Source organism: Paenibacillus allorhizoplanae, assembly GCF_927798215.1.
Classification (GTDB): domain Bacteria; phylum Bacillota; class Bacilli; order Paenibacillales; family NBRC-103111; genus Paenibacillus_E; species Paenibacillus_E allorhizoplanae.
In genome coordinates, this window is sequence record NZ_CAKMMW010000004.1 from 324,937 (window position 1) to 347,949 (window position 23,013).

Genomic DNA, 23,013 nt, shown 5'->3' on the forward strand with positions numbered 1-23,013 from the left:
TCTACGCTAATATATTCGGATTCTTCTTCTATTTTTGTGAGGGTATACTTCTTACTCTACAAATATTATTTCACAATACACCCCTAGCGAATGCCTTATTGGCTCAATGAAAATCGAATGAGGCGAGTCTATCTCTTCTGGAGTCACTGGATTCTCAGCAAAGTGCTTATTAATACCATGCAAAAACCGTCAGTGAGAACTGACGGTTTTTCTTGTTATATCAATGTACCTAGCATTGCGTTTCGTTAAACACCTTCAATTGTTTCGTAGACCCTCATATATCGGAATCTATAACGGCAACCGCCACGATTTAGCTATAGACAAATATTCAAAGCATTCGATTCGCCTTCACCGTTAAACGGAATCGATATTTCATCTCATCTTCAAACCACATCGCGAAATTGGTTCCCCATACGTTATTATGCAAATTGAAATGGAACCCTCCCTCTAAGGGGGCAAAAGAATTATCGAAGTGGAGCAGGCGTGGTTCCCCTGGGCAAACAATAGGCGCATCCAGCGTCTCGATAATCATACTGCCTTCCGGACCCTGGTAGCGCAAGCCTCTCTCTACACCGTGCATATTGCGATTGCCATCCTTCACAACGAACAACGGTGAGATGTGTGCCCCCAACTTCTCCATTGTCCATTGATGCGGACTATCCGTTATAGGCATGAACGACATCCATCCCGCTTCCGGCAATCGGCATGCCGGTTTATCCATCGCATGAAGCTCGACTTCTATGCAAGGCTCTTGAAGAAAGAATGTATAAACAAGTGTCATCTTCCGAGGAGCGCCATAGTATTCATAAACGGTGGAAGGAAGTTTGAGCTCCGCATGCACAATCGCTCGGTCCGACTTCTTATTCACATAGAGCGATTTTACAGCCGGTTTGTAACGTTTATGTTCCGGCATCGGCCATGTATATTCAAGTCCAGGTTTCCCCAAGTCATTATCTGCCCAGTTATGATGCCTCTTTAAATTGGTGACATACTCCTTGAAGAAACGATCATAATCTTCTTTCCCAAATGTTTCATAGTGGTATATCCCAAGACGATGCTCATCATCCGCCCATAGCTTACCGTCTGAATCACTTAAGTAGTTAATTGAGCCATCTGATCCAAAGCTAACTTGAAACATACCCAGGTTATAGCATGCGTTCACTTCCAGACTGACGCTATCCTTTTCCAAGAACTCTTCTACTCCCGGTACCATGCGTCCAAAAGCTTGATCCACTTCGGCTGCTAAAGATGCATCTAATGCCGCTACCGCTTGATCAAGATAGTCGCGCTGCTCCTTCCAAGAGCTTTCGAATACGCTATAGGATCTTTCCGATTTGGCTGGCCAGCTCAAATAGGCATATTTGTTCGTTCTGGCTTCATCAACACTATCTCTCGCTCTGGCAGCGGCGAAATCTGCAGCTGAGTAATGCTCATAATCGTTCAAATATACTTGCTCATTCATCCCCCACGTATGCTCTGGGACAAGCATTAGACGATTGCAAAATCGTGCATACTGATCGCTTTGCGGATCCAAAACGCCGGAATTAACCCATTGGTCTCTTAACCGCAACAGCTCGCGATATCTCGCAATCTTCCAAGGGTCTGACGCCGCTCCATGAATCCAAGAATCGCCGATCTCCTCGGTAATGACAGGGAGTTGATCCTTGAGAGTGAGGATTTTTTCGGCAAACGCATCCAACGTAGAGGCCAAGATTGTCGCTTCTGGATATTTCTGTTGCAATTGAATGAACATTGTATGTACATCCTCCATGCGAGGAGGCCCGTGGTTATCCCCAGTGTGGGCGAAATATAGCGCATCCTCAAGACCGGCAACTTGAAGCTGTGTACCGTAATCATTCGTATAATTGACAACCACTTCCGATCCATCCGCTGCGCGCCATACGAATACAGGCGGTACTTTGGGATGTTTACACACGGGATTCACTCCCATATGTAAAAATCGAATTCCGTTTCGTGCCAAAATGGGCACCATACCGATCGTATGTCCAGGCACATCGGTCATTTTTGCGGCTATCGTCTTTTTGCCGAATACTCGATCTAGCTTTTTAGAGAGTGAGACGCCGAAATCAAATAGCTTTGTATCCATTAACTCGGTGTGTGTCGTAAAAGGAAGCCCGTGCCACACAATACGATTTTCCCGTATGGCCACTTCCATGCGTTCGCGCATCTCTGGCTGCGCTGTTGTCAAAAATTCGTTAATCAGCCAGGACCCTGTCGTCCATACGAATTTCACGTTTCCTTCTTCCCGTGCCAATTGTTCAGATAAGTCCAAAGCCTGTGGAATGAATTGCTTCATGTATCGATCCAATACTCGCTCAGCCAAATCGGTAAAGCCGATATCCAGGTGTGTTTTGAAAATAACGTGTACTCTTTTAATTGTTGTCATCGTTTGTCTCCTGTCAGTATACGAATGCAATGGCACGAGAGGCCCCCCCCGCGCCATCGGTACCCTTTCGTGCGATTTCCCCTGTAAACATGCCTTTCAATTCTTCGTCTATTCTTGATAGGGTACAGTTGATTTATGTTGTCGCTCCGTTGCAAGTAACATGTGTGAGTGCCACTTAAGCGTTGTTTTTCAGTTCAGACTTATAATCAGCCATAATAATTACGCGACTTTCCAACCTTGACTTTTCAGCAGCAAAAGCAATAAGATGACTTTGCGCCGAAACCTGCGCGCCAGTAAGACTCTTTTCTTTGCCATCGCTTCGAACGAGGCGAACGAAATCCCGCATGATACCCGCATCGCCACCGCCATGCCCAGCTAAATTTGTATCTAGACGGATTATATCCTTCTCACGGGTGATAAAGCTAGTCACCTCGATTTCATTTTTTTCCATATCGCCTCTGATCTGGCCCAGTGTCCCCATAATTTTCAATGACCTACCGCCCTCAAATGTAAAAGCACTCATTGTAAAAGCAACGGTCACCTCATTCGCAAATTCCAAATTGACGACCTGATGATCAACTACATTATTATCACAATGGTAGACGCATCTTCCATACGGGCCATCCTGCAAGGCTTGAAGCACGCCCTCGTCGCTCGTATCATTGCTGACAACTTGCCGCAGCACAGTACCTACCCAATCGTCCCTTTCTATGTACATTTTAGGCGCATAGTATGGGCATGTTTCTTGTACCGGGCATCCGTCCAAACAACGTGTGGGTGCACCTTTAGGGGCATTATTTTGGCGAAAATGGGTTAACGAGCCAAAGGATGATACTTTCGTACACTCCGCATCAACCAGCCATTGCAGAACGTCCATATCATGGCAGCTCTTAGCTAGAATCATTGGGCTGGACTTCGTTGCATCGCGCCAGTTGCCTCTCACAAAACTATGCGCTTGGTGGCGATGTTCCACATTTTCCGTATGTTGAATAGAAACCAACTTACCAATTCTCCCATCCGAAATAATCCCTTTCAACGTGGCGAAAAAGTCCGTATATCGCAGCACATGACAAATCGAAAACACACGATTGCAGGATTCCGCGTAATCCGCCATGATCAAGCATTCTGCAGGGTCAGGAGACATCGGCTTTTCCAAAAGCACATGGTACCCCTTCTCCAATGCCTGAATCGTAGGTGCGAAGTGCATGTTGTCCTGTGTACAAATGAGAACGGCATCCGCAAGCTTAGGTCCTGCCAGCAACTCCTCCCAGCTCGCAAAGCTACATTCGCCAGCAATATGATGTGCTTGCTGAAAGCGATCTCTGCGCTCAGCATCCGCATCCGCTACTGCGACGAATTGTATGTCATCCGGATGCTCCAAGGCGTAGGGCGCATACGCACCTGCACCTCTTTGTCCAGCTCCGATCAAGACTGCTGTTATTTTTCCCATTACATAATCTCTCCTTGGCTTAAAATACACTTATCTCTAATAACTTTTCATAAAAGCAGAAAACTGCATAGAATAGTGTCCTCTACGCAGTTTTCCTGTAAACGAGTTCTCATTCCTTTGAACAGACTTATTTATTTGGTCGCTTTCCATGCATCTAATTGTTTTTGCTTCTCAGCGATAATTTTGTCAGCGCCTGCCTTTTTCAATTTATCCAGGAATTGCGGTAAGTATTTCTCTGGATCAATGGAACCGCTGGCAAGCGCGTAGTAAAGTTCATCGACGGCCGCATCCACGTTCGCCTTCTCTGACTTCACTGGCGTAAAATCAAAGACAAAGCCGAGCGCGTTGGATGGTGTTGCTTTCATATTGAGATCCACCCACATATTCGTGAACTTGTTGTTTACTTCCCCACCCTTAGGGTCACCTTCAAAAATGTACGTCAGCTTCATGTTACCGAATTCCCAAGGCGCAAAGATTTGGTACCCGCCATCTTTATTCGTTTCAATCCGATTCTCCGCAACTTTCTTGTAATGCTTGCCATCAACACCCCAAACAAGTGTATTATAGATGTCTTTGTCTGTATTGAGCAGGTTAAGGAACATCATCGCGCGTTCTTTATTTGGCGAATTAGCGGCAATGGCTGTCATCGTCGCAGCAGCTTTGTCAGTCGTGAGCAGCGGCTTTACAAATTGCAAATCATAGGATTGCGTATCTGGATTGAAATTCGACATTCTTCCTGTCGCTGCCAAACCAGCTTGCTCAAATCCTTGTGAGTCGATATCGATTTGACCGAGCTGCAGCGCATTCTTGCCAGCCTTGCGATCTGCACCAGTTTCTTTCAAGGTGGCTGCATCTTTTCTCAAATATCCTTTAGTGAACCAGTCTCTCATCATGGTGATGTATTCTTTGAATTCTGGCGTTTCGTACTGGTTAATAACTTTCGCGCCGTCTTTCAAATAAAGATCACCAGGTGTCTTTGTGTCGCCTAGAGATTCCATACCGAACATCGGCGGTGCTGTAAAGAAAGCGTCGCTGTTTTGAGAATATTCCCATGGAATGAGATTAGGCTCATTCTTCTTCACAGTTTCGAGGAATGGTGTTAGATCGGACAGCTTCTTCACCGATTTCCAGTCCATTTTATATTTATCCGCCACTGCCTTCTGAATTAAATATCCGTAACCCGCTGTTGATTGCTGAAAGACAGGAACACCATACGTTTTCCCTTTCACCTTCACAGCGTTCCAGAACATGTCGGGAATGCCCTTTTTCGTGTCTGGCGCATATTTGGTAATAAGATCGTCCAGCGGAGCATAAGCCCCATTAGCAACGTTTTGGAAATAGTTGTTGAAGCCTGCAGCTGTCCAGACGAGATCATACGGCTCACCGGATGCCATGACAACCTTCATTTTTTCCTCGTAGGCTCCCCAATCGATGAGTTTGAGATGTACAGTTGCATTGATTTTCGGTTTAACTAGCTTGTTTAGTGCATCTTCAACGGTTTGGAGATCCTTCTGAGGTGAATTTGGAAAATAATACGTCAGTTCTACTGTTTTCAATGGTTCTGGAGTAGACTGAGCTGCGACAGCGGCTGCTGTTTCAGCTGGTTTTACTGTTTCTTGCGGAGCCGTTTTGACGGGTTCATTTGACCCACAGCCTGCAAGTACAATGGATAGAGCTGCAGTCATACCTAGCGCTTTTTTCATTTTCACCATATTGATTTTGACCTCCATGTTAATGTCTTATTTATGCTTAACGGGTGCATCATGCTTCCCGGTAAAGCCAGCCTTACGATTTGACTGCGCCAAGCGTTAACCCTTTGACGAAATATTTTTGCAGAAAAGGATACGTGAGCACGATGGGCCCTACGGCTAACACGCAGGTTGCCATTCTGGCCGTTTCATCCGGCATCATGGCGGCTGCTCGCACAGTCAACGCGTTTCCTTGTAAGAAGGCAATGTTATTCATGATGGATTGCAGCAGGAACTGAAGCGTATACAACTTGCTGTTTTCAACGAGAATTGCTGCTGTGAACCAGTCATTCCAATAAAACACGGCTACGAATAGACCAATTGTTGCTAGTACAGGCGTTGATAAGGGAATAACAAGCTTGATAAACGTATTGAACTCACCGGACCCGTCAATGCGTGCGGATTCAATAATTGAATCCGGGATCGTTCTAAAGAAATTCCTCATGATGAGAACGTTAACAGAGGATACCAGATAAGGCACAAACAATACAAATATCGTATCTTTCAGATGTAAATATTTAGATAGCAAGATATACCATGGTACTAAGCCTCCATTAAATAAAAGGCAGAACACAACAAGAAATGAGACAATATTTCTATACTTTACTTCATTTCTTGAAAGACTATAGGCAAACATGGAGGATATAACTAAATGCAGCGCAGTTCCTGCAAGTGTAACAAAAATGGTAACCAAGTATGCCCTGATGATTGGCGAATTCCCTGCAAGAATGTAGGAATAAGCATTCAAGCTGAATTTTTGTGGCACTAACCCGTATCCGCTCTGAAAGATCGACTGCTCGTCAGTGAACGAAACGGATAAGATGATTAGTAGCGGAATTAAGGACAGTGCCGAATACAAGAAAAAAACAACATTCAACGAGATTCGTGAGAAGGAAAGCTGCTTCATTGGGGTAAACCTCCTAGAACAAGGAACTGTCGCGATCGTATCGACGAATCACGTAATTGGAAGCGACGACGAGAATGAAGCCGACGCAAGACTGGTATAAGCCGACAGCGGAGGACATACCGAAATCGCTCATTTTTTTCAACGATCTATATACGTAGGTATCAATAACATTCGTAGTGCTAAACAAAACACCGGATTCCTTGGGCAGGTTATAAAACATACCCCAATCCCCGAATCCCGCATAAAAGATTTTGCCTGCCTGTAAAAGCACGAGTGTAATCGTAATCGGGGCGAGCAGCGGAAGTGTAATCCGAATGGCTTGTTGAAACTTGCTGGCCCCGTCCATTTTAGCCGCTTCGTAGTATTCACTTGAAATCCCAGCGATTCCAGCTGCAAAAATTACTGCAAAGTAACCTACATTTTTCCACACATAAGCAGCAGGCAAAATAAATCGCCAGTACATTGGCTCCGAGTACCACTGAACAGGATCTGCTCCCACGAATTGAAGCAATTGATTGATAATGCCTCTATCCAGACTCAGAAAGGAATTCAATAAATATTCAGCCACCACCCACGACAAGAGATAGGGAAGCAGCAATATACTTTTGTAGGCACCAGCAAGAAAACGATTTCCGATTTCATCGATCAGAATGGCGACCACTAACGCAAGACCTATCCCAAGAATAATGAAGATAAGATTATAGAAGATCGTATTAAACGTAATTTGGTAAATGGCATCTGATTTGAACAGAAACTCAAAATTCTTAAATCCGATCCAAGGGCTACCGAAAATTCCTTTGAACGGGTTATATTGTTGAAATGCGATAACCACCCCGAACATCGGCATATAGTAGATAATAAGGATGAAAAGAAGACCGGGAAGCATCATAGCATAAAAGGTTTTGTTTTTAATCAATTCACTAACCACTGGAAGAGCTCTTCGCCTTCGTTTTTTCATTGCATACATTTTGGACTTTACGACCGTCGACCTCATAACGTTATCTCCTCCAGTATTGAATGCTTTCGTAGACTTATCGTAATCCATGAAATCGCGAATTGAAACAATAACAATTCAATATATCTCCAATTTTTAATGCTGAACCTTCTCCGAAAAATAGCAAATCTCTAAAAAATGATGAAATAGGGATACTTTCTCCACCATGCCTTTTCGAAATGGGCAGAATCGGCTAAACTAAACATGACAATATTGAAAGCATTTTACAATCGAGGTGGTTACGTTGGTTACAATAAATACCCGTACCAGTATTTTTAATCAGTTACTCATTTCATTCGTTGTCATCATCACTTCTTTAATATTGGTGCTTTCATCATTGCTGTACTATAACTACACGTCCTCTTCCATCAACATGCTGAAAGAAATGAAAACCGATATCTTGTCCAAAACGAGCTATAGCGCCATTTACATGGATACACTAGCCAAGAAGTTTTGCCAAACACTTTCTTTAAATAATCCCCTCATCGCTTTCGCCAACAGTAACGAAGAAGATATTTTAATAACTAGCAAGGCGATTCAAACCCTAAGTTCACTCGCGATCCCGAATACATATATACATTCCGCTTACATTTATAATCGTAAAATTGACACCATGATTGCCACGCCGTCAGATACTTTTTATAACAGCGCCGACTTCTACGATAAAGAAATCACGCAATGGCTTGGCAGCCTACCGAACATTAAGAATCTACCTACCCTTTATCCGATATCTAGGAAAATTAAAGCTAACGCTGAAGCCAACTCGAACTTGGTCAATGTGTACACGTATATTTTATTCGATGTAAGCGATTACAGGGAAAATTACAGCAATGCTATTATTCTAAACGTTGATGCTGATTGGCTCCGTATGACGCTGTCGTCTATCGATAAGAACATGAGCAGAGATGGGAGCGAGCTATTCGTAGTCAATGAAAACGGCTCAATTGTCAGTCATTCCTCACCGGAGATGTTTATGAAAAACATTGCTGATCTTTCCTATTTCAAAGAGATGAGCGCATCCGCGGCTTCATCTGGAACTATTTTCGATAATTTTGAAGGTGAAAAGCACGTGATCTCGTATGTTTCTTCCAATGAGTTAGGGTGGAAGTTTGTCAGTATTACGCCATATAACGCTGTATTTGCAAGTGTCAAACGCAACCGCACCATCACCGTTACTTTTTGCGCACTTATATTACTGCTAGGGCTCTTCTATGCATTTCTCGCATCTAAAAAGTTGTATCGGCCTATTGGTCAGCTCACAAGCGGCATTAAGAATAGACTTCATTCGAACAACAAATCCGAAAAATTCGTTGATGAAGTCGGATTCCTAGCTAGTGCTTTCAGTGGCATGCTGGACAAAACGGACTCCTTGGAGAGTATGAAAAGGAACAGCATGCCCGTATTAAAGAATGAATACTTGAAGCATGTCTTATCTTCCTCTAACCTTGTACTTCCTAATCATATCTCTCATACAGACAAGGACCTGGACATTACTGTCAAATTTACGGAACCGTTATTTTTGTTTATGTTGAAGATTGATGGCTACAACAATTTCATTTTAAAGCATAGTGAGAAGGACCGCTCTCTGTACAAGTATGCGATCGCAAACATCGCCAAAGAGTTTACGGCTGACCATTACGGCAATGAAGTCATTGATTCCGCTGCCGATGAGTTAATTGTCTTGGCTAATATCAGTAACTCAGAGGCAGATTCCAGCACACTTTATCACACATTTCATGACATTGTCGAAAGCATCCAGCACTATGTTGCAAAACATTTAAACATTTCAATATCAGGTACACTAGGTTATGTGATTAATTCACCTGAGCAGATCAAAAGTCTCTATGAAGAAACTGTTAGTCTTGCCCTGTATAGAATCCGATTTGGGCACGCTAGTATCCTATCACCCGAAATTTTGAAAGAAGTTGACAGCGAACGATTCACGTTCCCGACGACCAAAGAAAAACAGCTTATCGATGCGCTTAAACTTGGAAACGGCAAAGCATCCAAGGAGGCCTACAAAGAGATTATCCGGCTGATCGAGCGTTCCACTTATGACAATATCATCACCTCAATCATTTATCTGTTCTACGCCATTTACAACGAATTAAATCGAATTGCAGAAGGCACGCAAGCCAAGATGAACATCATTTCGATCGATTTTCTTCATAAAGTAACAGGATTAGAGACACTAGATGAAATGGAGGAAACATTTTTTTCCTTGATCGATGATATCGTGCTCTTGAAAGAAGGGGCCAAGGATCATAAGAAAGATGAGATTGTTAAAAGTGTCATGACCCTGATTCACGCAAGCTACCAGGATAAAAATCTAACGCTTATCAGCTGCGCGGAAACGCTTGCCATTTCCTCCGTTTATCTTGGCAAGCTCTTCAAAAATGCCACTGGCAAATCTGTCGCCGAGTATATTACGGTGGTACGAATGGAGAAGCTTAAACATTATTTGGAACATTCACAGCTTCCCATTATTGACATCTTAGAAAAATGCGGCATGGAAAAAAGCAATTATTTTTACACCAGTTTCAAAAAGCATTTCGGGGTGTCTTTAACGGAGTACCGGCTTAATGGTGTTAAAATCAAAAGTGATTAATATTTAAAAGTAAATGCGATACTAATTGGCTTTAAAAAGACGAAAACATTTCCGAAATGAGAATTATTAAAAAAGCAGATGAGGAGTTATCTCATCTGCTTTTTAGTAGTCTGAATCGATCTACGTTTATGCCTTTCATGGCTTTTCTTATTTCTCTTCTAACTCAATCACCGGTATAACTTCGAGCCAGTCCATCCGTACTATGTTTTCCATGGATTTAAGAACAATGCGATGTAATCCTGGACTAAGCTGAAATTCTTCATTCAAACGCAGTGTACTCCATGATTTCCCAACAACCTCTACGATTTCAATGACTTTATCATCGACTGCAACAGCCATCCGCGCTCTATCATTAGGTGCAAAAGCATGTAAATCAACTGTATAAAGCGCGGCTTTGGAAGCATGACCAACTGTGAATTCATAAGCAAACCAATCTTCAGCTGTTAATTGAACACATAATCGTTCATCAGCTTGCCAACTTTCCCCCTTGCCATGTTGAAAGTTAGGTGTCGTTTTGGATCCTTCCATAAAGCGGATATCGGTTCTGTCATTCATCCGAAATCCAATAATTTCAACCCTTCGATTCTTGGTCCCGTAGCTAATCCCTTCTCCCCTGTAACCATAGAAAATTGCTGGTATACGAGTCGAAGGTCTGCGGAAAAGGGCATCCGTTACTTCTTTTTGATACAAACATTGCTCAAAAGAAATGTTGTGCAGGTATTCCCATAAAATGTGCTCGGCTGATGCCTCATCTGGTTTAACTCCGCCTTCTAAGTAGTCAATCAACTGTTGCCAGCCTTCTGGCTTGATCACAGTACATGGCGAATTATTTTTATCCATTTTTTTCCAAGTCCAAAAATTCCACGAGATATCATGATCCTCGAATAATCGAAATGCACCAGCATACCATTCTTTATTATTTTCGCCGCCTTCACCCATAAAGATCGGTACGTTCCATTCTTCACGCTTATCCAGATAAATTTGAATACTCTCCGTATCCGGGTTGTTCCAGTATTTATGAAATTGAAGCATAAGATTATCGTCAAACTTTTCATTAAAAATCGACCAATCTGTAGCCCAGTGCACACCTTCCAAAATGATCATATGATGGACATCGACTTCGCGAATAGCCTTAGTAATTTGCTTATATAACGGCATTACTTGATCATTATAGGCTGAAAACCATTCAGGCAAAGGCTCGTTCAAGAGATCATAACCTGCTACAATCCACTCATCTTTGTAACGCTCAGCCAGCATTCTCCATAACGCGACTGTGATATCTTGATTCCGTTCGTTCGTAAACAGCTCAGGTTTATCGAACTCCGAATCATCGATATTCGTTCCTGTCTGTCCTCCTGTAGCACCGTGCAGATCAAGAATCACATAAAGTCTATGCTTACGACACCAATCAATGACGTTGTCCATGATCTTCAAATGAGCTTGATTATACCGAACAACCTCACCATCACTATCCTCTATCAAAAACCTAGCAAGAATCGGCACACGAACGGAATTGTAACCATCTGCAGCGATTTGCCGAATATCAGACTCAGAAGTATATCGACTATAATAAATCTCCCAGAATTGCTGAGCCTTCTCTTCGCCGATCAAATCCATAACCATCTGTTCGATTCTTCTTGGTCGATCCCCTTGATCAGGAAAAAGCCACATGTACCCTTCCGGAAGCATCCAACTGCCAAATCCAACGCCGCGAAGCAGAATCTCCTGACCTTCACCGTTTATCAGCTTTTTGCCTTTTGCCTTTAAAAAACCAGTTACTTCATGCCCTCCAGTTATCAAAATAAGATATCCCCTCTCCAATTCAATTGATGGCATTATCCTTTGATCGCACCTTCAGCAATCCCATTTAAAATATATTTTTGCAGAAATAGATAAAAAATAATGACAGGCAGCATAGCCAACAATAAGGCAGCTAGAATATTTGACCAGTCATTGCTGTATTCACCAAATAACATATTCGTTGATAAGAGCAGTGTATATCGATCTGAATCGGTTAATATTAACAGTGGCAAAAGAAAGTCATTCCATATCCATAGTAAATTCAAAATCGCGATGGTTGCTGTGACGGGGAGAAGTAGTGGAAAAATCACGGTATAAAACAATTTAAACTCCCCGCAACCGTCGATAACAGCAGCTTCATCCAAATCTCGCGGAATGGATTTGACAAAACCATGATATAGAAAAATGGCCATGGACACACCTAACCCGATATAGATGAAGCCAAGTCCATAAATCGAACCTTGGATGTGTAGTTCTCTAGATATTTTCACGAGGGTGATCATGACCGAGTGAAAAGGGATTAACATTGAAAGAATGAAAAGTCCAAACAAAAAAGCACTTAATTTCCCTTTCGTTCTAGACAGCTTGTATCCAGCCAAGGAAGCACAACCAATAATCCCAAATAAACCAACAACAGCAATTTGGATCGTATTCGATAAGCTTCTTAAGAAATGTATTTTTTCAAAGGCGCTCGGATAATTGGAAAATTGAAAATCAGTAGGAAAGGATAGAATATTCGTCAGCATCTCGCTTTGCGTTTTCACAGAATTCAATAACCCCATATAGATTGGAAATAACATCACAACCGTTCCGACGAGCAGGAAGAGAAAAATAAGAGATGAGCCAGCACGACGACCTATTAGACTAAGACCAACACGTGCATCTTGACTACTCATGCTTCCACCTCTTTTCTTTTCATGATCCACAATTGAACGAGCGTGATGATCAAAACAATCAAGAACAGAATCATTGCCTTAGCGCTAGCATAACCATAACGACTACTCAGACTAAATGCTTCTTCATAAATATTAAGTGCAATAACTTGTGTAGCCCGGCCTGGTCCACCACCAGTCAAAGCAAATACCGCATCAAACACTTTAAAGGAACCGTTTAAAGTAACGAAAAGGCCAATGGTCAAAGCCGGATATATCATGGGCAGCGTAACATTTCGAAAGGTTTGCATCGCATTCGCCCCATCTATAGCCGCAGCTTCTTTCAGTTGTTGCGGTACCCCTTGAAGTGCTGCAATGTAAATGACCATTAAGTATCCTACGCCACTCCAGAGGGAAAGAATCAAGAGTGTATAAAAGGAGAATTTGGGATCCCCAATCCACGATTGGTCTAAAAAGTGAAAGATCGTATGTTCAGCTATATAGGGTAAAACCTTAGTGAAAATAAACATCCACATAAACCCGCCGATAATTAAGCTAATCATATTTGGCATAAAGAAGATCGTCCGAAACCAAACCTTACTTCGTTTTTGTGATTCTATTAAAACTGCCAAAAGGATAGCCAAAAAATTGGATAATACGACCATGAATATAACGTATTTAAGTGTAAACCAAATGGAATCCTGAAAGTATGGATCATCTGTGAGCGCTTCGATATAGTTGCTAAGTCCCACCATATTATAGGTAGGATTGAGCCCATTCCAATCCGTCAAGCTGTACCAGACCCCCCCCAAAGAGGGGGCGAGTACAAAAACGGAATAGAATAGTATTGCGGGAAAAACGAAGGCTAACAGGATGATGTTTTGCTTCCTATTTTTCGTGAAAATCATTTCCTATCACTCCTAGTTAACCGTTACTCAGCCTTTATTTAGTAGCTTTCACTGCTGCTGCCCATGTTTTATCCATTGTTTGAATAAACTGCTCTTTGGTAACGGTTTTAGCATAATAGCTTTGCAACAATTTAGCTTGCTCGTCTGTAACACCGTTTGGCAGCTTCAAATCCTGATAAGCTTTCCCATTTTCTACATAGGCTGAGGATTCCTTCACCCACGGATTTACTTCAAATTTATGAACAGTAGAGATAGGATTGAATTTCAATTGTTTAAATAGCGCGGAAGAATCTTTCTCATACAGGATATAGTTCAGCAAATCAAGTGCCACTTCTTTGTTTTTAGTTGTTGGCGATACTGCTAAGGAGGTAGAGGTTGAAAGATTAATCATGGTATCTTTGGGATCATTGCTTACAGGTAGTGCTGCAACGCCCATTTCAAAGCTTGGATTAACTTTCAGAATGGCATCCGCATTCCAAGGGCCTTGTACCCACATAGCTGATTTTCCATTGGCAAATTCTGCGGCACCAGCTTCATTACCAACCTCGAAAGGTTTTTTCGTGCCGTTTGCGTTAATGAGATCGATAATATCAAAAATGGCTGCTACATCACTATATGAAGCCTGACCTGCACTCATCTTTTCAATCCAATCCGGATGCTTCGAGGAAACAATACCACCAAGCGATTGCGCAGTCATAAGTTGTGGAACCCATGACTCTTGAAAAGCCAGTTCAAATGGTGCAATATTCGCTGAAGTTATTTTTGCGATAACAGCTTTCATTTCATCCAATGTGTTTGGAGGTGTAATTCCCAAATCCCTGAATATTTTTTTATTGTACAAGTATCCCCATGTTGTGCTTTCAAAAGGCAACACGACGATTTTACCATCGATGGTAACGGTTTTCTTCACGGGTTCATACAAGCTTTTAATGGCTGCTTGACTAGATAGATCACTTAGGTAACCTGCTTTGTAATAAGCAGGAATATCATTGGCATGAATGGTAAACAAATCTGGTGCGTCATTCGATGCTAGACGAGTTTGTAAGATCTGCTTGGCTTGATCCGAATTAGGCATTTCCGTTTTAATCGTGACATCTACATTTTTCTCGGCCAATTCTTTTGCTTTAAATTGCTCGAAGTATTTTTCAAATTGTTCTTTATACTGGGGATAGCTCATAAATACATTCAGTTCTACTTTTTTCGGAGTTGCTGCCGCCTTTGTACTGACTGGTGTGCTTGCAGGTGCTGCACTACTAGCGTCTGTATTCGTCTTACTTGTGCTAGTGCTGCATCCAGTAGCTAATACCAAGCCTAAGATAATACTCATATTAAGAGTTTTGTTCATGGATTGTTCCCCCCTCTGATTTAACTGCTCCTTCAGTATAGTGGAAGCGTTTTCTATAATCATTTCAGGATATTAACATCTTCTATTGCACAATATTGATGCGACTTGGAATTATACACCTATTATTTCCGCAATTCTCCTGGGGCAAATCCATAATGTTTTTTAAACACCCTGTAGAAATAGGCAAGGTCTGGATACCCTGTCATTTCAGCAGCGTGCTTAATAGATAACTTATGATCCACAATGAGTTCTTTGGCTTTTTCCATGCGTTTAAGATGAATATAATCGGTAATCGTTTCCCCGGTGAATGTTTTGAATGCTCGACTCAAGTGCTCTTTACTTATATAAAAATAAGCGGCGAGTGACTCCAATGTAATCGATTCCTTATAATGCCTATTGATGTACGCGGTCACTTCTCTCAAGTCCAGCTTATTTCTATTTTTCCGTGCCTCCAGTAGTAAAGCAATAGCCTGATTATACATGCGTTCAATCTGTCCAATGGTTTCTATTACAGAATTCCAACCCATTTGATCGGACGGCTGTTGTTCCAATTCAGATATGATATGGTTCCATGCTAGCTCACTTGTTGAAACAAACTCTTCGAGCATTAAAGTAAAGTCATGACCGATTTTATTCAGCATACTGCCATCGAATTGTTCAGCCAGTATCGGTTCCATAAATTCCCCTAATGACTTCAACGTTTGAATGATACCTGATGCATTTAAATCCAACATATAACCGTAGATCAATTGACGATATTTCAAATACCTATCGAGTGAAGCCGCATCGGCAAATACAAGCGGTGTTTTCCAAGATACTTCAGAAATTTGCTTGGCTTGCTGGAGTTCACGAACACATTGCGCTAGGGCAGCATTCAGCTCTTCTGGGTCCACCGGTTTTAATAAGTATTCCTTCGCTTGGGATCGAATTGCTTGTTTTAGATAAACAAAATCATCATAACCACTCATCACAATGATCTTAAGCAAAGGATGTTTATCATTCAGCGCCTTTAAGAGCTCGACACCATCAATACCCGGCATTCTCATATCGGTTACCACGATATCAGGTGCTAGCTCTGCGACCATTTGCAATCCTTGTGTTCCGTCCTCTGCCTCACCTATTATCGTTAATTGGAGCTTGTCCCATTCTCCAAGCTGCTTGATCACTTTTCTTGACCAAGGCTCATCGTCCACAATCATCACTTTATACATCTTCAAACTCCTCCTTTTCCTGTACCGGCAATACGAATATAACGATCGTTCCCTTCCCTGGCTTGCTGAAAATACGTATACCATATCTTTCGCCAAAATGCAGCTTCAATCGGGAATCGACATTTTTCAAACCAATACCTTTTCTTTTTCCGCCCTGCTCATCTTCAGAGAATTTCAAATTAGTATCATTGCCAGAACGTAAACCTATTCGGATGTGTCCAAGCTTCTCTTCATCTAAACCTACGCCATCATCTTGAACAGCAATTAACATTTTCTTACGGATTCGTTTGATTCTTACCTCAACGAGCCAACTGCCTTCTTTTTTATGCAGTCCATGTTCAAATGCATTTTCTACGATAGGCTGAAGTGTAAATTTGGGAAGCTGGCTCTCAGAAGGTAAATCATCTTTCTCAACCACCACTTGACATCGCCCAGTAAACCGCTGCTCCTGAATATAAATATAGTTCTGCATATGCTTGAGCTCATCTCTAAACGTAACCAAATCGCTACCCGTACTGATTGAATATCTTAATAAATCTCCGATCACCCGTGTAACTCGATATATCTCAGGCGCATCCTTCTCTAAAGCCATCCCTCCGATTAGATGTAGGGTATTGTTGAGAAAATGCGGATTGATTTGAGCTTGTAGTGTCCTCAGTTGCGCAGTCTTAATGTCTATTTTCCCTTGGTATTCTACTTCAATTAACTCCTTAATGCGTTGCATCATTGAGTTGTAACCATGCTCTAGTAGTCCGAGCTCATCACTGTTTTTGACAGATTTCAATTCAAAACTTTGAATTTCCGCCCTTCTCATGGTTCGTGCTAAACTTATAATCGGCTTACTAATACGAAGCGAAAAAAGGATAGAGAGAATAATCGAGGCAGCGACAAATAAGCTCCCAGTTACAATACCGGCATTAATCGTAGCTTGAGCGCTGCGATTTATCGTTTCAAGCGGTATGGCTTTTATCAATGTTAATTTACCATTGCTAACTTTTTGCATAAAGAAATAATACTTATTGGTTTTCTGAATTCCAAGACCACTATCAGGTACAGCAAGACTTTTTATTAGATTAGGAACATCTCCTAATGCTTGTTCATTCTTAGACCCAGATAATAATTCACCTTCATCGTTGCTCAAGAGTATAGAGCTGTCGGGTTCAGATCCAAGAATACTGCCGACCTCATCCCAAACCTTGCGGTTGATTTTAACGGAAAGACCACCCAACAACTTACGATCTTCAAATCGATTCATACTGTGAAACGCATAAACCCCATTTAGTTCCTGCTTAAAATAAATATTAGTCGGGGTATCCAGCATCCGGCTCCATGGCCCAGTCCGGATATCCATAAAAGAAATTAAACGGCCGACATAACTTACGGATAATGCCTGTTTATTTTCATGAATATAAAGCGTAAAATCATCAATTTTACGGGAATTGGAATGTAATAATGAGGTTAGAGTATCACCTACATATTTTTGCGTTTGATATTGTACATTTAAATTCGGATTAGCCACTTGTTGAAGATTACCCATTAATTCCGAATTGATCTGAACGGTATAAAATAAAATGTTCATCTGCTCAATAAGCTCATTCAGATATTGATTAGCCCATTCCATACGTGAGTTATTAGCACTAATTATTTCCTGTTCCACCGAATGCCGTGTATTGTTGCTAGCAAGCCAAGTTACAGTCACAACAGGTAATGTAGTTAAACAAATCATCAAGACCATCAATCTAAAACGGATTCCGATTTTTCTTTTCAGTAGTATCCCCTCATTTCACGCTATCCCCAATACTAATATCATAAGAAACTATTCGTGTGAGATACCGCGAATCCTCTAATATGTTTATTATGAAAATAGCCAGCACACCATCTTCCAAACATGGTGTGCTGGCTATTTTCGAATATGTTACTTGGGAGCGCTTACTATGTTTTTCCTTCAGTTAATGCAGGGACAGCACCGCTCATAAAATGATGCCGCGGAGACTTTCACCTTCATTGGGTTCCAATCGTTTAACAAATAATCTATTGCTTGTTTTCACCCCCAACTCATAGGAATCATGAAACTCTGTTCCCCATAAAACGGGAACAGAGTTAATTAGGATGAATGAACGACTATTTCTTGTAGAATTGCTGATACGCCTGTCTTCTTTCTTTCATAATAGCCTCGCCACCAGAATCCTTCCATTCCTTAAGCTGCTGATCGTAGATACTGTCAACTTCATTAGACTTGGCAGTAATAATTTTGGCCAACATCTGCTTAATTTTGTCGTTTAGAATCTGTGAATACTTGATTTCCGCTTGAATTGGAATGTCGACGCGAGGACCTGTATAACCATCACGCGCACCAGTCTTAATGCTGCTGATTGTGAAGTCTTTAAATTGAGGGTCGGTTGCATTGGCTGCCATGTTCTTTTCGGGCGTGTCCGTGCTCACGTATTTACCATTCACAATCATGGCGTAATCTTGATTGTTAAAAAGGATCTGATTGGCTTCAGGCGTTGTCAAAGCAAATGGAATGCCGTCGTCACCTATTTTGTAGGAAACGCCTTCTTGACCGAACTGCAGTGCAATAAGGCTCTTCGGTTCTGCCATCCAGTTCAAATATTTGATTGCTGCTTCAACGTTTTTGCTCGCTGCCGGAACCATAAGATAAACCCCGCTCGGGGAATACATTGGTTTAGGATACTTACCATTCGACGCTTTGAACGGATCGATCGTTGCGAGCACCGCCTCAGGAATATTCTTCTTCAGGTTCGCGTAGTAGCCGCTATAAATCGGGTCATTTGTGTTTGGTGAAGCAGACCCCGCGAGGCCATTGACAACCTGCTTATTGAATGCCTGACTGAAGTCTGCCGCAAGAGGAAAGTCTTTATCGAGCAAGCCTTCATTGTAAAGTTTATTTAGGAATTTGAATGCTTCTTTGTTTCCAGGCAATGTCCACCCATCCGGATCAGCAAACAAATCCTCTTCCGTAATCTTGCTCCAATCCCAGAAGGAGTTGGTTAACGGCTTAATATGGAACATATCGATCAACGTAAAAGGAATAACCTTTCCGCCAGTATTGCCTGGATCCTTCTCCTTAAAAGCTTTCAATGTTTGATACCACTCGTCCGTTGTCGTTGGTAGCGGCATGTTCAGTTTATCCAGCCAGTCTTTACGGATAATAGTTGTTGTTTGCGATTGAATGACCCGCAGCGCCGGAATGGTATATTGTTTTCCATTAAAAACGCCGTCCTTCAATGTAGGCGCAAGAACTTTCTTCAACTGAGGTCCATATTTGTCGATTGCAGGCCCGAGATCTGCAATACCACCACTTTGCACGTAACTTTGAACAGTTGGTTTGTCGTACGTAAAGACTAGATCAGGTGCTGTTCCGGACGCCATCAATACATTCAGCTTTTTGACTTCCTCTGAACGAGGGATGGTAACAAATTTTACGGTAATATTGTTCGGATCACCAAAGTTTTTCTGAACGTATTGTGTCATGAAATTGTCTGTGATCGGTGGAGCACCTGCTGGAGCATTACTTCGGTCGAATAACTCAACAGTCAAGACAATCGGCGGACCTTTAGGAATGGTACTTGCGCCTGTGGAACTTTCCGTTGCTGTGGAGTTGCTTGGACTGTTCTGTGAGCTGCTACAGCCTGCAAGCGCGATAGCGGTTGTCGCTAAAACAGCTATCACTACGTTAATCGTTTTGTGAAACTTTACTTGCATGTTTTATCCTCCCTTTATTCTGTTGAATGTATAGTGAATTCAACCGTTTAAAGACGGTCGAGACAACTATCAGCCTTTGACAGCACCTACAAGCATACCTGAGATAAAATAACGTTGGAGCCAAGGATAGACTAACAGAATTGGTACGGTGGCGAACATTATGCTTGCTGCCTGCAAACTTTCTGGTACTGGAGCTGATCCACCAAAGCCTTCCTGAGCAGTGGCGTCGTTCACCTGACTGTTTACCACGATCTCGTATAGCTTCTGTTGTATGGGATAAAGGTGGGAATCGTTGATATAGAATAACGCATCCTGAAACATATTCCATCGATCGACTGCTGAGTACAAAGCCAAGGTTGCAATTATCGGCAATGATAGGGGGAGCACTATCTGTAGCAAATAGCGGAAATGTCCGCACCCGTCCATCCAGGCGGAATCTTCTAGTTCATCGGGGAGTTGAGTGAACGTAGTTTTCAAGATAATTAGCAAGAATGCATTGATTAGTAGTGGAAGCACTAGTGACCAAACACTGTTCAACATATGTAACTGCTTAATCAATAAGTAATTAGGGATAATCCCGGGATTAAAGAACATTGTAATGATAATAAGAGCGAACAAGACGTTCTTCCCCTTAAAATTACGCCTGCTAAGCGGATAGGCAGCTAAGATGGTAGCTATCAAGCTCACGCATGTGTAACCGACGACAAGCCACACCGTAAACATAAGAGAACGAATCATACTCATGTCACCAAATACATTCTGGTAGGGCTCGAAGCTTAAATCAATCGGCCACATTGTCACTTCTCCAGACATAATGGCCCGGTTACCACTAAGGGATAAAGCAAAAATATGGAGCATAGGCACCACGCAGAACAAACAGAAGATGCCCAATAAGAGCATAATTATAATATTGCCAATTTTCTCAGTCGGATTTTGAATCATGGTTTCACCTCTCTCTAGAAAATGCCCTGATTGTTGATTCTTCTTGAAATAAATTCTGCTGTTAGAAGGAGAATCAATCCGACTACAGACTGGAACAATCCGACGGCAGTTGCGAGAGCGAATCTTGCCGACTGAATCCCTACCGAATATACATAAGTGCTGATTACTTGAGCATAGTCCATAACGTATGAATTTTTCAGAACATAGGGTTGCTCAAAGCTGATATTGGCCATGTTACCGATCTGAAGAATGAGCAGGACGATAATAGTCGGCTTAATGCCAGGCAGAGTGATATGCCAGATCTTACGAATCCGGGATGCACCGTCAACTTCAGCAGCTTCATATAGTTCCTTATTAATTCCTGTAAGCGCTGCTAGATATAGAATCGTTCCCCATCCAGCATTCCGCCATACTCCGGTTCCCACATATGTTGTAATCCATAGTACTGGTTTTTCCAAGAAAGGAATGGGGGAAGCACCAATCGCCATTAACATATGATTAATTGAACCGTTATTGGTTGAGAGCAACTCTATGGCCATTCCCCCTACGATAACCCAAGAAATAAAATGGGGCAGATACATCAGTGTTTGGCTAATCTTTTTGTACCAGTGAACACGAAGTTCGTTCAGTAGTATAGCCAGAATAATCGGAACCGGGAAAGTAAGTAAGCCGAGCACGTTCAGCATGAGAGTGTTGCGAAGTGCCTTATAAAATTCAGGCATGGCGAAGATTTCTTTAAAGACTGCAAACCCAACCCATTGACTCGCCCATACCCCTTTAAATATGTTGTAATCTTTGAAAGCCACCATAACACCCGCCATCGGAATGTACTTGAAAATGATGAAAAATGTCATTGGAATGACCATCATTACGTATAGCGTCCAATGCCGTTTCAGATAGGAGATGCCATTTCCTTTGACTGCAAGTGTGGAGGTTTTAGCGATTATTTCCATTTTCATTACATCGATCCTCTCCATTTGGTATTCTCACCATTTTGTAGTTTTCAACAAAATGATGTTTCGGATGATAGTCCATTTTGAAGGGTATATTTCTTACTTTTATATACTTAAATTGTAATTTTAAGCGCTTTCAAAATCCATGTACAAACTCTTTAACGTTTTGTATAAATTATGGATAACATTTTTATTAATTGAACGATTAATTAAATCTATATGCCAATTTAATTGAACAAGTAAATATGTATAAAAAAAGGACCTACCGCAACATCAACGGTATGTCCGAAATTATATTACAAAATCAGCTTGAGGTTTCAAATTCCTACCGATCTGATTTACTATTCTCTATTAAGATTCTAGAGGGTGGAAACCCTTTTATTTTTTTAAATAATTTACTGAAATAATAAATGTCTTCAAAACCGCATTTATAAGCAGCTTCTTGAACGGTAAACTCACCGCTAAGTAAAATATTCTCAGCATCATTAATTTTCATTCTATTAATATACTCTTTAACAGATGCACCCATGTATTTCTTAAAAAGCGTCCCAAAATATGCTGTAGTCAAACCAGCAATGGATGCAAGCTCTTCTACTTCTATTTGATTCTGCAAGTTACTTAAAATATATCTAATAGATCTTTGGATTCGTTTATCTATATTCACATTGTTCCCTTTAAAATACAAACACCTGAAATAATAATGTAGGATCATAAGAAGCAAAGCACGGGCTTTCAATTCATGACCTTTATTTTTCTTTAGCCATTCAAATGTCAATTCATTGTACATTGAATGTAATTCTTCTGGCTCACCAATATGCGAAATTAATGAAAACGGTAGATTTACATCCTTGCCTTCCAAATCATAGATATGGATATTCAGTGCATAACTCGTCATTAGATTAGCAGCGTCAGTAATTGCGCTTCGGCGGCTGCCTTTAGGGATACATAGGAGATCACCTTGATTGACTTCATACACAGTACCATTAATGGAGTAGTGAGCCCTTCCCTTGAATATATAAGTTAGATCAATAAAATCGGTTGTCGCATCTTCAATAATCCAAGTGGGTGTGGAGTGTCTATTGATGAATAATTCAATTTGAGGATTAATTTCAACATACTCCATAGAAATTATCCTTTCTAAT

Annotated in this window: 16 protein-coding genes; 1 reads left to right on the top strand and 15 read right to left on the bottom strand. The window is 41.5% G+C overall.

What is annotated here, in order from left to right:
• Nucleotides 1-328: 328 nt before the first annotated feature.
• From L6I86_RS10075 to L6I86_RS10095, 5 genes are all read right to left on the bottom strand, one after another.
• Nucleotides 329-2,407 carry a DUF5054 domain-containing protein gene (locus L6I86_RS10075; RefSeq protein ID WP_236286718.1) on the bottom strand — a complete coding sequence of 693 codons (2,079 nt, stop codon included), beginning with the start codon at nucleotides 2,405-2,407 and terminating at the stop codon, nucleotides 329-331.
• A gap of 175 nt (nucleotides 2,408-2,582) precedes the next feature.
• The gene (locus L6I86_RS10080; RefSeq protein ID WP_236286719.1) at nucleotides 2,583-3,857 is read right to left on the bottom strand and encodes a Gfo/Idh/MocA family protein; all 1,275 of its coding nucleotides are present in this window, start codon (nucleotides 3,855-3,857) and stop codon (nucleotides 2,583-2,585) included.
• Nucleotides 3,858-3,988: 131 nt separating this feature from the next.
• Entirely contained in the window at nucleotides 3,989-5,569 is a 1,581-nt protein-coding gene (locus L6I86_RS10085; protein WP_236286720.1) for an ABC transporter substrate-binding protein, read from the bottom strand.
• A 73-nt stretch (nucleotides 5,570-5,642) separates the two neighbouring features.
• Nucleotides 5,643-6,512 carry a carbohydrate ABC transporter permease gene (locus L6I86_RS10090; protein WP_236286721.1) on the bottom strand — a complete coding sequence of 290 codons (870 nt, stop codon included), beginning with the start codon at nucleotides 6,510-6,512 and terminating at the stop codon, nucleotides 5,643-5,645.
• 13 nt (nucleotides 6,513-6,525) lie between these two features.
• Nucleotides 6,526-7,506 (bottom strand): ABC transporter permease, encoded by a 981-nt coding sequence (locus tag L6I86_RS10095; protein WP_236286722.1) that lies wholly within the window; start codon nucleotides 7,504-7,506, stop codon nucleotides 6,526-6,528.
• Between the two features lie 244 nt (nucleotides 7,507-7,750).
• Between L6I86_RS10095 and L6I86_RS10100 the strand changes: the two genes are divergently transcribed.
• Nucleotides 7,751-10,114, top strand: a complete 2,364-nt coding sequence (locus L6I86_RS10100) for a helix-turn-helix domain-containing protein (protein ID WP_236286723.1) — start codon at nucleotides 7,751-7,753, stop codon at nucleotides 10,112-10,114.
• A 147-nt stretch (nucleotides 10,115-10,261) separates the two neighbouring features.
• Here the strand turns inward: L6I86_RS10100 and L6I86_RS10105 are convergent, their stop codons facing one another.
• The 10 genes from L6I86_RS10105 to L6I86_RS10150 all read right to left on the bottom strand — a co-directional run bounded on the left by L6I86_RS10105 (nucleotide 10,262) and on the right by L6I86_RS10150 (nucleotide 22,994).
• The gene (locus tag L6I86_RS10105) at nucleotides 10,262-11,914 is read right to left on the bottom strand and encodes a glycoside hydrolase family 5 protein (protein ID WP_236286724.1); all 1,653 of its coding nucleotides are present in this window, start codon (nucleotides 11,912-11,914) and stop codon (nucleotides 10,262-10,264) included.
• Between the two features lie 35 nt (nucleotides 11,915-11,949).
• On the bottom strand, nucleotides 11,950-12,810 hold the full coding sequence (locus L6I86_RS10110; RefSeq protein ID WP_236286725.1) for a carbohydrate ABC transporter permease: 861 nt from the start codon (nucleotides 12,808-12,810) through the stop codon (nucleotides 11,950-11,952).
• Complete coding sequence (locus L6I86_RS10115; RefSeq protein ID WP_236286727.1) at nucleotides 12,807-13,694, bottom strand: carbohydrate ABC transporter permease; 888 nt, start codon at nucleotides 13,692-13,694, stop codon at nucleotides 12,807-12,809. Before L6I86_RS10115 ends, L6I86_RS10110 begins: the two co-directional genes overlap by 4 nt.
• A 34-nt stretch (nucleotides 13,695-13,728) precedes the next feature.
• Entirely contained in the window at nucleotides 13,729-15,039 is a 1,311-nt protein-coding gene (locus tag L6I86_RS10120; RefSeq protein ID WP_236286729.1) for an ABC transporter substrate-binding protein, read from the bottom strand.
• Between the two features lie 122 nt (nucleotides 15,040-15,161).
• Nucleotides 15,162-16,250 (bottom strand): response regulator, encoded by a 1,089-nt coding sequence (locus L6I86_RS10125; RefSeq protein ID WP_236286732.1) that lies wholly within the window; start codon nucleotides 16,248-16,250, stop codon nucleotides 15,162-15,164.
• Nucleotides 16,243-17,985 carry a sensor histidine kinase gene (locus L6I86_RS10130; RefSeq protein WP_236286734.1) on the bottom strand — a complete coding sequence of 581 codons (1,743 nt, stop codon included), beginning with the start codon at nucleotides 17,983-17,985 and terminating at the stop codon, nucleotides 16,243-16,245. Before L6I86_RS10130 ends, L6I86_RS10125 begins: the two co-directional genes overlap by 8 nt.
• Before the next feature lie 386 nt (nucleotides 17,986-18,371).
• Nucleotides 18,372-19,976, bottom strand: a complete 1,605-nt coding sequence (locus tag L6I86_RS10135) for an extracellular solute-binding protein (RefSeq protein WP_236286736.1) — start codon at nucleotides 19,974-19,976, stop codon at nucleotides 18,372-18,374.
• Nucleotides 19,977-20,045: 69 nt separating this feature from the next.
• Nucleotides 20,046-20,918: a carbohydrate ABC transporter permease gene (locus tag L6I86_RS10140; RefSeq protein ID WP_236286738.1), complete on the bottom strand. Its 873-nt coding sequence runs from the start codon at nucleotides 20,916-20,918 to the stop codon at nucleotides 20,046-20,048.
• Between the two features lie 14 nt (nucleotides 20,919-20,932).
• Nucleotides 20,933-21,871, bottom strand: a complete 939-nt coding sequence (locus L6I86_RS10145) for an ABC transporter permease (protein ID WP_420851870.1) — start codon at nucleotides 21,869-21,871, stop codon at nucleotides 20,933-20,935.
• Nucleotides 21,872-22,196: 325 nt separating this feature from the next.
• The gene (locus L6I86_RS10150; RefSeq protein ID WP_236286742.1) at nucleotides 22,197-22,994 is read right to left on the bottom strand and encodes an AraC family transcriptional regulator; all 798 of its coding nucleotides are present in this window, start codon (nucleotides 22,992-22,994) and stop codon (nucleotides 22,197-22,199) included.
• Nucleotides 22,995-23,013: the final 19 nt, after the last annotated feature.